Annotated in this window: 10 protein-coding genes, 1 tRNA gene and 1 pseudogene; 10 read left to right on the top strand and 2 right to left on the bottom strand. The window is 59.3% G+C overall.

Going from position 1 to position 12,802, the window contains the following annotated elements; translation table 11 throughout:
• Positions 1-2: 2 nt before the first annotated feature.
• The 8 genes and pseudogenes from ACFFDA_RS17360 to ACFFDA_RS17325 all read left to right on the top strand — a co-directional run bounded on the left by ACFFDA_RS17360 (position 3) and on the right by ACFFDA_RS17325 (position 6,676).
• Positions 3-863 carry a class I SAM-dependent methyltransferase gene (locus ACFFDA_RS17360; protein ID WP_404482039.1) on the top strand — a complete coding sequence of 287 codons (861 nt, stop codon included), beginning with the start codon at positions 3-5 and terminating at the stop codon, positions 861-863.
• A 205-nt stretch (positions 864-1,068) separates the two neighbouring features.
• The gene (gene aguB, locus ACFFDA_RS17355; RefSeq protein WP_404482038.1) at positions 1,069-1,932 is read left to right on the top strand and encodes an N-carbamoylputrescine amidase; all 864 of its coding nucleotides are present in this window, start codon (positions 1,069-1,071) and stop codon (positions 1,930-1,932) included.
• A gap of 2 nt (positions 1,933-1,934) precedes the next feature.
• Entirely contained in the window at positions 1,935-2,444 is a 510-nt protein-coding gene (gene folK / locus ACFFDA_RS17350) for a 2-amino-4-hydroxy-6-hydroxymethyldihydropteridine diphosphokinase (protein ID WP_404482037.1), read from the top strand.
• Between the two features lie 28 nt (positions 2,445-2,472).
• Positions 2,473-2,548 (top strand) — tRNA-Lys (locus ACFFDA_RS17345).
• A pseudogene (locus ACFFDA_RS17340) lies at positions 2,548-2,892 on the top strand (DUF6538 domain-containing protein); the annotation flags it as partial. The gene ACFFDA_RS17345 and the pseudogene ACFFDA_RS17340, both read left to right, overlap by 1 nt.
• A gap of 15 nt (positions 2,893-2,907) precedes the next feature.
• Positions 2,908-4,128: a site-specific integrase gene (locus ACFFDA_RS17335; protein WP_404482036.1), complete on the top strand. Its 1,221-nt coding sequence runs from the start codon at positions 2,908-2,910 to the stop codon at positions 4,126-4,128.
• 425 nt (positions 4,129-4,553) lie between these two features.
• Positions 4,554-5,594 (top strand): DUF4917 family protein, encoded by a 1,041-nt coding sequence (locus tag ACFFDA_RS17330; RefSeq protein ID WP_404482035.1) that lies wholly within the window; start codon positions 4,554-4,556, stop codon positions 5,592-5,594.
• A gap of 818 nt (positions 5,595-6,412) precedes the next feature.
• Positions 6,413-6,676 (top strand): hypothetical protein, encoded by a 264-nt coding sequence (locus tag ACFFDA_RS17325; RefSeq protein ID WP_404482034.1) that lies wholly within the window; start codon positions 6,413-6,415, stop codon positions 6,674-6,676.
• A gap of 3 nt (positions 6,677-6,679) precedes the next feature.
• On the opposite strand, the gene ACFFDA_RS17320 is transcribed toward ACFFDA_RS17325, so the two are convergent.
• Both ACFFDA_RS17320 and ACFFDA_RS17315 read right to left on the bottom strand, forming a co-directional pair.
• Positions 6,680-6,949, bottom strand: a complete 270-nt coding sequence (locus ACFFDA_RS17320) for a hypothetical protein (protein WP_404482033.1) — start codon at positions 6,947-6,949, stop codon at positions 6,680-6,682.
• A gap of 32 nt (positions 6,950-6,981) precedes the next feature.
• On the bottom strand, positions 6,982-7,524 hold the full coding sequence (locus ACFFDA_RS17315; protein WP_404482032.1) for a recombinase family protein: 543 nt from the start codon (positions 7,522-7,524) through the stop codon (positions 6,982-6,984).
• A 789-nt stretch (positions 7,525-8,313) separates the two neighbouring features.
• Here ACFFDA_RS17315 and ACFFDA_RS17310 point away from each other — a divergent pair.
• Complete coding sequence (locus ACFFDA_RS17310) at positions 8,314-11,052, top strand: hypothetical protein (protein WP_404482031.1); 2,739 nt, start codon at positions 8,314-8,316, stop codon at positions 11,050-11,052.
• Between the two features lie 856 nt (positions 11,053-11,908).
• A complete protein-coding gene (locus tag ACFFDA_RS17305; protein ID WP_404482030.1) occupies positions 11,909-12,748 on the top strand; it encodes a hypothetical protein in 840 nt (279 codons plus the stop codon).
• Positions 12,749-12,802 lie beyond the last annotated feature (54 nt).

Raw genomic sequence — 12,802 nt, 5'->3', positions numbered from 1 at the left:
CCATGCGCCGCGCCCTGCTGACCCTGTCCTCGCTCCTCGGCCTCGTCGCCGCGCCGCTCGCCGCCCAGGCCCCGAGCAAAAATGCCGCCGTCGAGGCCTGCAAGGGCTGCACGGCGCTGCTCGAGAAAGTCGCCGCCAGCCCGCTGCGCAAGGACGACCGCGCCCGCGACGCCGCCCGCCACCCGGTCGAAAGCCTGAGCTTCTTCCAGGTCGGCCCCGAGGCGAAAGTGGGCGAATATGCGCCGGGCGGGGAATGGTACTCGCGCTTCCTCGGCCTCTACCTCGGTCCGAAGGGTCATCTCGTCGGACTGTTCTTCGATCCCGCCAGCGGCGCCTTCAAGCCCGAGACACAGGAACGCATCCGCAAGAGCGCGACCGGCTATCCGGCGGACGTCGCCAAGTTCACCGGCATCGACGCCTCGCACTTCGCCGCCTACACGCTCGATGCCGTGCCCGAGGGCGAGAAGGGGACCTTCGACGTCATCCTGATCCCGCGCATGCTGCACAACCTGCTGAACTGGAACATCGCCGACAGCGAGATCAAGACGATGCGCGCGCTTCTCAAGCCGGCTGGCCTCGTCGGCATCGAGCAGCACCGCGCCAAGGCCGACGCGCCATATTCCTACACCGACGGATCGAAGGGCTACTTGCGCGAGGCGGACGTGATCCGCTTCATGGAAGTGAACGGCTTCGATCTCGTCGCCCGGTCCGAGATCAACGCCAACCCAAAGGACAGCGCCAACTGGCCCGATGGCGTGTGGACCCTGCCGCCCACTTACGCGCTCAAGGAGCAGGACAAGGCGAAGTACCAGGCGATCGGCGAGAGCGACCGCATGACCCTGCTGTTCCGCAAGCGCGACTGATCGTCATCGTCGTCGTCCCGGGCGCAACCCGGGACTGCGGCGTACCCTCGAGGCGATGGCGCGCCATGGGCCACCGCGGCGCAGCGGCCGGACGCGAGGTCGCCGCGGCCTTTCCCACGGTCCCGGGGCGAGGCCGGGACGATGCACTCCATGACGACCACCCCCGGCACTGGACTTCGCAGCCCCCAATCCATAACTGGACGCCATGACCCAGATCACCGTCGCCGCGCTGCAACTCGCCCTCAACTCCGCCGACGAAGGCGAAAACATCGCCGCCGTCTCCGCGCTGGTGGAAGACGCGGCGGGGCAGGGCGCGCAGATCGTGCTGCCGCCCGAGCTGTTCTCCGGCCCCTACTTCTGCAAGGTCGAGGACGAGGCGCTGTTCGCGCTCGCCCGCCCGACTGCGCAGCATCCCTCGGTGATCGCGATGCAGGCCCTGGCGGCGAAACTGAAGGTCGCGATCCCGACCAGCTTCTTCGAGCGCGACGGCCACCACTACTACAACACCCTCGCGATGATCGACGCCGACGGCCAGATCCTGGGCACCTACCGCAAGAGCCACATCCCCGATGGCCCCGGCTACGAGGAAAAGTACTACTTCCGCCCCGGCAACGACGGGTTCAAGGTGTGGGACTTGTTCGGCACCCGCATCGGCGTCGGCGTGTGCTGGGACCAGTGGTATCCCGAATGCGCGCGCGTCATGGCGCTGATGGGGGCGGAACTGCTGTTCTATCCCACCGCGATCGGCTCGGAACCCTACGACGCCACGCTCGACACCAGCCGCATGTGGCGCCGCGCCATGGTCGGCCACGCGGTCTCGAACTGCATGCCGGTGATCGCCGCCAATCGCATCGGTGCCGAGATCGAGTGCGACACCGAACAGGCGTTCTACGGCCACTCGTTCATCACCGACGAATGGGGCGACTACGTCGCCGAGTTCGGCGCCGAGGAGACCGGCGTGCTGGTCGCCACGCTCGATCTGGCGCGCGCCGCGACGCACCGCGCCGGCATGGGCTTCTTCCGCGACCGCCGCCCGCAGCTCTACACCCGCATCGCGCAGGACATCTGAACTTGGGCGCGCACCGCTACCTCGTGGCGCTGGGCTCCAACGTGCGGCACCCGCGCCACGGCTCCCCGCGCCGCGTGCTGGCCGCCGCGCTCGAAGCGCTCGACCACGGAAAGCTGCACCTCCTCGCCGCCTCGCGGGTGATCGAGACGGCTCCGCTGGGCCCTTCGCGCCGCCGCTACGCCAACGCCGTGGCGCTGGTGCGTTCGAAGCGCGATCCGGACGAACTGCTGCACAAGCTCCACAAGATCGAACATCGCTTTGGCCGCCGCCGCCGGGGCGGTGCCTGGGGCGCCCGGGTGCTCGACCTCGACATCGTGCTGTGGAGCGGCGGCGCCTATGCCGGCGCACAGGCAAGCGGGAGCCTCGTGATCCCGCATCCCGCGTTCCGCGAACGCCGCTTCGTGCTCGACCCGGCGGCCACCGTCGCCGGCCGCTGGCGCGATCCCCTGACCGGCTTGAGCATCCACCATCTACGCGCCCGCTTGACCAAGCCGCGCGCGGCCCCTAGGTGACCCCCACCTGACCGCGACGCGGCAACGGGGGCCCTTAGCTCAGTCGGTAGAGCAACTGACTTTTAATCAGTAGGTCGCTGGTTCGAACCCAGCAGGGCTCACCATCACAAAAGATGGCGTTGAAATCGTTGGAAAACCGGCAGAAGATCGGTCCCGACAGTCGCCAGTCTACGAAACCCGTCTACAGAATCACGACGTCCATCGTGGTACAACCCAAAGAAATCGTTCAGGAAATCGGCGGGATCGCGTCTACAAAAAGGGTCTACAAAAGCGTCGAAGTTTTCTCGTAGAAAAGCGGGGAGTGTTTCATGTACGAAGATGTGTCCCACCCACTCTCCGGGCAGCGCTCGGGAAGACCGAGATTTGGCGTTCACTCGGCACGGATAGCCTGCGGATAGCAGCACGTCGGTCGCATGTTGTGCTATGTGAAATCGAAGCCCTGCTCGAATCCGCGCGGCAGGATTTGGGGCAGGCCGTCGATCTCAGCTTACTTGCACCGTTTGAAGGTGAAGCTCGGAAACCATTGCTGCCCATTCCAATCCGTAGCGAAACCGGTGCCGTCGGTGCTGTGGCGAATGCTCAGTACCTTACGTTAGGTGAGATTTACGAGCGTTTTATGGATGATCCGACCCGAGGATGGTCAGCCCGAACTCGATTGGCCTATGAAACGGCACGCAGGCTTGCCCTCTCGATAATTGGCGCTGATACCTACGTGGATCGCCTTAGCCGGGCTACTTGCCGGGACTTCATGGAAACGCTGCGATTCATTCCGAAGAATGCTTCGAAGCGATATCCGCAGCTATCGCCTCGGGAAGTCGCAGTGCGCGCGAGGGCGGAAGGGTGGCCCGATCTCATCAGCCCTGCCAATGTCAATTTGTACTTGAACAAAGTGTGCGTCGTCTTGAACTGGGCAGTTCAGGAGGAATTCCTCGGAAAAAACCACATGCGGGGCCTGCGGCTGGCTGACCCAGTGGCGAAGCATGAGAAGCGGCACCCCTTCTCCGATGAGCAGTTGTGCCGTATTTTCACCGCGCCTCTGTACACTGGCTGTAAGGATGACGGAAGCGGTTATGCAATTTCGGGAGGTGCGCGCCCGAGAGGAACGCGCTTCTGGATACCACTGATAGGGCTGTATAGCGGACTCCGGCTCAACGAAATCTGCCAACTCGACATCGCCGATGTCCGGACGGTCGACGACGTCTGCTGTTTCGCAATTACCGAAAAATCCTTGGTTGGAAGCACTGACAAGAGTTTGAAGACCCGGTCCAGCGAACGGCTTGTCCCGGTCCATCCGAAATTGATTGACGTTGGCTTTTCAGCGTTCGTCGTTGAGCGAGCTTGCCGAGGGCAAGTGAAGCTGTTCGAAGATATCTGTCCGGGTCGAAATGGATTCCGTTCGACGGCCTTCTCAAAGTGGTTCTCGCTGTTCCTCACTCATGCAGGTGCATCACGTGAACGGACGAGCTTCCATTCATTTCGTCACGGATTCCGGGATGCGTTGCGCGACGCTCGGGTCGGCCGGGAAATTTCAATGGCACTGGGAGGTTGGGGAAGCGGGAGGAGTGGGGCAGATGTTTCGGACAATTACGGGCGCGGCTACCGCGTTGACGTCCTATTGCAAGAAATCTCGAAGGTACGCTTTCCGGTAGTCGATGTCGCCATTGAGACTTCGAGGAAGCCCTGAGAGCAATTTCAGCCGATGGCGTGAGCCTCGCCCCTCTCGGGGGGCAAGGCGTTCAGTGCTTTCTCTGGCAGGTCGATCAGCGCCTTCACGTAATCAAAGACAGATCGAGGGTGATTTTCTCGCCGACGCTGCGGATTGATAAGCGAGTTTACCGGATGGTCTACCTCGCGAGCGGGCAAGAGCGTATTTGCCGGCACGTAAGTACGCACGCTGATGTCGCGCCGCAGGGGGTGGATCGCAGTCAACTTGCTAGGGGACGATGCAGCATCCTTCGACGTTCGTTCGAACTCCGCACCCAGCGGATGAAATTCCGCTTCAACGCAATAGTTGATTGTCGCCGTTCGGCAGTTACCTCTTTAGGGCTGGACACCTAGCAACTGCTACTTAGATACCTATTTTGAGTGGGGCATTTTTAGGGGGCTGAAATGACTGAGGTTTTGGACTTTGCTGAGGCTCTTTCAGTTTCTGCGGAGCACACGAGGAGGCATCTCCTGCTCGGGAACGGCTTCAGCATAGCCCTGAAGCCTGATATTTTTAGCTATGGCTCCTTGTTTGATAATGCTGATTTTGATGCCGCGCCTGATGTACCGGAGCTTTTTCGAGAGTTGGGGACGAATGACTTCGAGGTAGTCATTCGTCATCTACAAGATACGGCTACTGTCGTGAAGGTATATAGACCCCGCCTTCAAAAATTGATCGCGAAGCTTTTATCCGATGCAGAAGCGATTAAAGACGCTTTGGTTAGTGCGGTAGCTCGACGTCATCCAAGTAGACCTTATGATGTAACAGGTGAACAGTATTCTGCATGCCGCACGTTCCTGCACAATTTTAATCATATTTTTACACTGAACTATGACGTTTTGCTGTACTGGGCGCTGATGCACACAGATGTCGATGATTTGAACTTCGGCGCTGATGATGGCTTTCGGCATCCAGAAGACGATCCGAACCAACCTTGGGTCACATGGCAGCAAGGTAGCTCGGCGACAGTTAACTACCTTCACGGGGCATTGCACCTTTTTGATACTGGTTCGGAAATCAGAAAATATACATGGTCGAAGACCGATGTACCAATAGTCGACCAAATCCGGCAGGCATTGGATCGTAATTCATTTCCTATATTTGTAGCAGAGGGCAGTTCAGATATTAAACTTAGTCGGATAATGCACAGTGCTTATCTACACAAAGCAACAAGAAGTCTGGAAAGTTGCTGCAAAGGGAAAAACGCCATTTTCATATATGGTCACTCTCTAGCTGATAATGATGATCATATACTTAGGTATATTGCTTCCGGCACTGCGCCTGACTTGTTTGTAAGTCTCTATGGGGACCCCAACTCCGATAGCAACCAAATGATCATAGGCCGAGCAAATGGCCTCGCCGAGCGTAGAGCGGTGCTGACGGAGGGCAGGAAGTCTCTGACAATCCGATTTTTCGATGCAGCTTCGGCTCAAGTTTGGGGCTAATCGTGGAGCGATCCCGCCGATTTCCTGAACGATTTCTTTGGGTTGTACCACGATGGACGTCGTGATTCTGTAGACGGGTTTCGTAGACTGGCGACTGTCGGGACCGATCTTCTGCCGGTTTTCCAACGATTTCAACGCCATCTTTTGTGATGGTGAGCCCTGCTGGGTTCCGACGGGGCGGATTTTCGACGTCGGCAACATCGGCGGCAGGCGCATCGATTTCGTACTCAGCCTGCGGCGTTTCAGGGCGTGCGGTCATGCTGGAACTCCATGGTTGGGTTGAAGGTCGGACGGGATCGTTGAGGTGATCATGGCCGGGTAGGATGTCGGGCATCATGCCATTGATCGCTGGGCAGAAGGCTGGGATGATGATGCCGGTCTGACGATCTGGAGGATTGCTTGGGGTTCGATGATCTTGACGTGTCGCTGGTAGAAGCGGCTATCGACAGAGGCTGTGATCGTTGCGGTGCGCGTTTCCACGGCGGGCGCGTGACAGTCCGGGGTGACGAGTTGATCGGTGTGGAGTGCCGGTCCTGCGTCGATGGAGATGAGCAGGCGATGTCGGGGACCGTGCATTGATCCCTGTCGATCATGATGCCGTTCCCTGTTCCTGCCCGCTTTGCGTCGATGATGTCCCTGAGGAGATCGTCGCGAGGATCATGGAATCGGCAGCCACGCAGGGTACGTCGATGTCGAAGGAAGACTTCCTTGCATGGCTCGACGGGGTCGGCAGGGAAGGACCGCAAGCCCGCTGATGTCAGGCTGGCGGCGGTTTCACCAATGGGAGGTACTGAGTGCCAATCACCGATAAATAGGTGATGATGACACCCTTCCTCCGGGCCCTGAACGAGCGTCTGTCGCGCCACAGCCATAAAGTCGTGATCGTCGATGAAGTCTCGATCCGGATGGAAGAGGGTGATTGCCCTGACTATATCGGCGATGAACTCGCCCTGTGGTGCCATCATAAGGGCCTGCGCGCGTGGCGGATGCAGCGATCTCGGCGAGACATCGTGCGGTTCGGTTTTGAAGACGCGGACGCAGCCTTGCAGTACCGGGCGCTGTGCGGCCTGTTGGCGCGATAATCCTCAGTGGATCGTGGTCCAGCCCGAGGTGTCATCGTCGAGGAACGTGTCCATGCCCTCGGTCTCGACCGCGCGTAGGAATGCGTTGAAGGCGGCTGTGTCGGTTTCAAACGGCTCTTCCCACACGGTCGATGTCCCCTCCGCGTTGACCACCTCCAACGTCCAGCCCGCATCCCCGTCGATTTTAAAAATCGCGACCTGTACGGTGATGCCGTCTTGGCTGACGGTTTTCGACATCGGCGATTCGATGATAGGCGGATCGTTGTCGACCATGGCAGTCTCCGGGATGACGACGACGTTATAGATCAGGCCGCGAGCGCGCGGTAGACAGAGGCTCGTGCGATCTGGAGTTCCCGCGCGATGGCTGCCGGTCCCATGCCATTCTGGCGAAGCTCCTTGACCCGGTCCGGGTTGATGGTGGGCTTGCGTCCCCGGTACTTGCCCGCCAGCTTGGCCTTCTCGATGCCTTCGCGTTGACGTTCAAGGCGCAGGTCGTTTTCAAACATCGCCACCGCACCGAGAACCGAGAGCATGAGCCGCCCGGAGGAGCTATCGGTGTTGACCCCCTGTTGCGCGAGGCAGCGGAACTCCACGCCCTTCGCGGTCAAGGTCTCGATGATGCGGTGGAGATCGCCGACGCTGCGGGCCAGACGGTCGAGGCGCGTGACGACGAGGGTGTCGCCTTCACGGACGAAGTCGATGGCCATGGCGAATTGCTCGCGGTCGATGGTGGAGCGGCCCGACATCTTCTCGGTGAAGACCTTCTCGCACCCCGCCGCCGCGAGCGCATCGTTCTGGATGTCGAGGCTCTGTCCCTGCGAGCTTACCCTGCCATATCCTACCAGCATGCTGCCTCCTGTCGCATTGGGCTCTTAGACGTTGGCTCGAAGGCGTCCCGGATTTTAAAAATCATGTCATTGCGACGTGATCTCGTGGGGGCCTGCTACGTCCAGTGGTCCTTTACCCTGATGGGACACGATTCTCATGAGTACGCGGTGGAAACAAGTGTTTGATTTTGTTTCCTGAATCTGATCGCCAGCACTTCGCGTCGCTGTTCTGGACGGGCACCGCTATGGTAGTGCTCATAGGAAGCGGTTGGCTTCGTCAGGCACAATGGGTTCATGCTGCGAAGAGCGGCGTGTGTAGCGAGGACCCGGCCACGCAAGCAGGGCTTGCATGTCGTGTCGCTCGGAAAGGCAGCCGGTGCCCAGCCATCGCGACGAGCGCGATGTCTGTCACCCGCCGCCTTTCTATGCCCTTCGGGCCGGTTGCCGAGTGCGATAGGGACAACCTTCCCCCGCTTCGCTCCACGCAGTGAACTGCGTTCCCCCTCTGCCCGTTGGGCATCTCCCCCACCCAGTCGGGCGGTGGAGACCTCAAAGGGGGGCTTAGCGCATATTCCTTATAATAAAGGAGTGGGGTGCGCTAAGCACCCCCTTGGTCAGGGCGATGATTTTAAAATCACGAAGCGAATGATGGCGACGCCTCCTCGAAGCGCAAGCGGAGAGGACGGAAGCCATCATGGACGACCGCAGCATGCGGGCGGACAAAACCACGTGAGAAATTAATTGAATCAGCGATTCGCGATTCGGTATCTCTGTTTCCTCCAGCCCACGCTTACCTATGGAAGGAAATAGATGAAGTTGAAGAAGCACGACTGCGACCTGTTGGCTGCTGTCGAATCCACAGACAAGAAGCTCGTCCACCTGTTCCGCCGCGCGGCTCGGCGCGGAACGTCGAAGCTCGAAACCCTGCTCGCCGCCGATGCGGTCTCGCGCGATGATGGGCAGGTGACGTATCACTGCATGGCTCGGGACCAGTTCATCCACGGCCAAAATCATCTCGAAGCCGAACGGGTCGCTGCCGGGGACGCTCGACCTCGCGATTACCAGTTCTTCGGGAATCCGCTCATCGTAGACCCCAAGGGTTCGGGCAAGGAATGGGCGTCACCGTCATCACGCGCCACGCTGGGTCGTCACCTCATCTACACCTTCGAGTTCGACCATAACGATCCAGCCTTCCTGCTGGAGCAATGCCGGTGGGCCATGCCGCTGAAGGAATGGTGGAAGTCACAGTTCGGGAAGCTGTTCCGCGACCTCAAGCAATTCGGCGACTTCCGGCTGATGAATGTCACGTATTCGGGCGGGAAATCCTTGCACATCCATCTCGTGTTCGAGACCGCGCTCATGATGGATCGAGCGAAGACCGAGGTCTCACCTGCTGCGGTTCGAGCCGGATACCGTGCGCATTGGCTGAGGCTCCACGATGCCGTGATGGAACATCTCAGGCCTTCCGGGGGAATCACGCCAGATGATACCCTCGCAACTTCTACGGCGCTCCGTCGAACCCCTAACGGCCATCGGATCGTTGGCGACGAGCATCCGCTCGGCCTCACATCTGGAACGAAAGTGCGGCAGGTGGTGCTGTGGGAACAAGGCGTCGAGCGGAACGCTGCCGAACCGGTATTCCATTCGCCCAGCCTGTTCACGGCGAAGCCCATGCAGGCCAAGCGCGGGGGCGGGAGCACGCGCCGCACGTTGTTGACCGACGCGCAACTCACTTACGCTGAGAGTTGGCTTCAGGATTTCTACAACGGCACAGGGGTGCTTCTCGCTGGCATCGAACTGACGAATAATGGGTACGTGGCGCGCTTTCACAACTCCGCAGCCGATGGGCACCCTGCATCGATGTTGACGGAAGCGTTCGTCACGCCAGTTTTGCGCGGCCGGGGTGCGGCGAGCGTAGGGCCTATCCGACCATTGCCGCTCACCTTCGGCCAGATGCTCGATCACCTCGTCTCCGAGTTGGATGAGGCGAAGGGCTTTGACCCGGCTGCGCTTGACATCGTCCGCCACCGTCTCGCATCCTTCGTGCCGTATTGGATCGTGGGCAATGGCATGTCACTGATCCACGCTGGGGAAGGCGTGGGGAAGAGCACTTCGATCATGCGGCACATCGACCTTTCACTCGCCACCGGGCGTCGCGGACAACCGTCCATGTTCGCGTTTTCCACCTACACCGATGCCGCGCTAAAGGCTCAGGAATTCAATTCTGGCAGGGCATCCGCTTCCGATGGACCAAGCGATACCGAGTTCGTCGGCGTCGAGTGGCGATCCTTCTCACGTCTTTACTCCGACATGGCCAAGGGCGCAGAACTGCTCACCGTTGACGATGCCGACGAAGCGGATGTTACGCTTTGGTCGCTGATTCAGATGCGACAGCCTGATGTCGCTCGCGCGATGCGGGAGGAATTGGGGCAAATCTGGAGGAAGATCGAGGGGCGAACCGCTGTTCTGTTCACGGTTCATGACGTTGCGCACCAGTGGGCCGACAACACGTTCACACGACGGATGCTGTGCCCGGATTTCCTCGACGATGGCTTTGACGCCGCCGCGTCTCGGGCGCGAACAGAGCTAAATTGGCTCGTCCACGATGAAGTTTCGATATCGACATTTCTTGATCGTTTCAACGAAGGGCAGATGAAGTGGCTTCAGGGGCTCAACGCGTCGGGCGCGAGCGTCTGGTCATCTGGCGGGAGCAAGCGACAGCGGGCGGTCTACGAGAAATTCGCTGACAAAAACTATGGCGATCATGCTGTTGAGCGCGGTAATGCCCAGCGTGCGCTTCGGGCCGGACTAGAAGCCTTCGAACATGTCGTGATTTCCGATGCAGCGGAATATGGTTTTAAAAACCACACCACGACGCCCTTCGCGTGCGAGAGGCAGAGCTACTTTGTCCGCCCCCGAGACTGGTGGATGGAGGGTGAAAGGCCGGTCGCGAGCCGGATCGTGTTCCTGACGACCGAAATCGTGCCATCCCTCATTGCGCAAAATGCCGTTCGCAGCTTGGTGTACCTAAGGCCGACCACGAATATTGGCCGGGATGTGATCGATGGATATGCCGCCCGAGGGATCAATGCCGAAAACGGGCCGGACATCGCGCAGAAGTATGCTGGCACCTCTACGTGGGTGATCGCCAACAAGCTCGAAGGCGCTAAGAACACGGTCAGTCCGTTCGCGGTGAGGGGCCGAAACGATCTTGCGGACGCCGACATCGTTCAGATCGTAACGACGTTTCATCCCCATCACTACCGAGAGCTTCAGGCGCTTGGGACATGGCTCGGGCGAGATGATCTCGCTCTGCTAGCCCACGTGGATCAGATCAACCAAAGTTCGGGCCGGAACCGTGGCGCGAGGAACAACGGGGCGAGCCATAGGGTGTACATTAACCTGACGCTTTTTCGTGCGATCATGAACACCCCAGCCGTGCGCGATGAGCTTCGATACATCTGGCGGCTCGAAATGGACGAATTCCAGCGGAAGAACGCGCGCTTACGAGACGACAGGGCCGAGGACGACGACTGGAGGATCGCGTAGTCGAATGAGGTCAGTCTGATGTTGGTTTTTAAAACAGTAACATGGTTTTAAAAACCAACATCAAGAAAAATGAAAAACGCGCAGAAGTTAATTGAACGTGATGCAGACGATAACCTACCTAGTGATCTCCAAATCACTAGGAATGAAAATGAACTCTAAATTTCTCCACCTGTCCCTCGCATTTCGGAAGCTGGATAACCCAGAGGGACAGGGGCTCTGTTTCCATCACTCTGCCGCACTGGTTCTCGATCTTCCCGGTAGCGACCTTGTTATAGGAAATGTACATGGCGGTGGCGAGCGGATGATGCACGCATGGGTGGAGCATATCGGAATGGTCTACGCGCCTAGTTTGGCCCGTATTCTTGGCCGTGCTGGGCCGATTGTCCCCACCCATTACTACGAGGCAAACGACGCACGTGACGTCAGCCGCCTTCCGCATAGCGAGGTCGCTACGCTGATGAGGTCCATCGGATACCAAGCCTTCCTGCGTGCGGACCTTCCAATGAGGGGCAGGCCGCTTCCTGCTGTCATTCTTGACGCTGCGGGCTGCCAATGGGAAGACGATAGCTGCGGTGGCATTATCCCTAGTTCGGGCGTACCCATCGGGAAGGCGCGAGGGTAACTTTCGGGCGGACAGCAGCTTCGCTTATCAAGCAATGTTTGGATGCTCGACGGCCGCTCACGTAACCTGTCGGGCAACCAAAACGTCGTCGTCGAACCACGGCATGCGCACGCCCAATGAACAGCATGACCTTGCCTTCATCGGACCAGTTCGTTTAGTCGGCCCGCGATGACTAATTCGTTTAGTGAAAAGAGGGAGTACCGTCCCGGCGTCTTTGCAAGTCGAGCGCGTCGGATGGCCGATGCCCATGAACGATCACTCCCGATCCAGCGCGTGATCGAAACGATGGGGGGAGCGACCATCTCGGAGATTGTCCAGCGCCTCAAGGAAGATGGACACCGAGCAGCGAGGGGCGGTCCGGTCACCTACAACACAGTTCTGCGCGCGCTGGCTAGACTGGGCTGCGAGCCGCCGCCAGTCGTGCGCTCGCGCCAAATCCGAGCGGAATCCAAGGACATTCGCGGTCGGTCTGAACGCTACGAGGCATTTCGAACTCCAACGTATTCATATACCCCACTGCTGGACTATCGGCCAGAATGGTTCGTGGGGTCGGGATTTGATCCCAGCGCCGGTGATGGTCGAATGCTTCGCGAAATCGTTCAGCGCGGCAATCCCGGTCCACACCACGCCAATGACATCCGGGGCGAGGAACTACCGGGCCTGCTCGACATCGGTTCGGCGACGGCGCTAGATTATCTGGAAATGCGCTTCCCGCCCGCATGTGATTTCTTGATCACAAACCCCCCATTTACACGGGCGGTCGAGTTCGTGAAAAAGGCTCGGACCCACGTACGTGGGCCAATTTGCATTCTTCAATCGATTGCTTGGCAGGGCACCCGAAAACGCAGCGAATGGCTTCGTACGGCTGGGCTGGCATTTGTTCTAAATCTTCCTCGTCGCCCGAAATGGGAAGTCGATACCGGCGACAAGATCGGCAAGAACATCTGGGATTTCGCGTGGTTCGTGTTCCTACCCGGACACTCCGGAGGAACGACCATGGATTGGCTTGTCGAAACGGTGGCTTCGAAAACCGAAGAGCGCTCAAATAGCACAATCACGCCAACCGCCTCCTAGCGAACCAACGGACCTGCGGGGTCGGACCTTCCAATGCGGTGTCGACGAAGCGAT

It is taken from the genome of Novosphingobium sp. BL-52-GroH (assembly GCF_044813085.1).
Classification (GTDB): domain Bacteria; phylum Pseudomonadota; class Alphaproteobacteria; order Sphingomonadales; family Sphingomonadaceae; genus Novosphingobium.
Note: the sequence above shows the minus strand (reverse complement) of the source record. Positions and strands in the feature narration are given on the sequence as shown.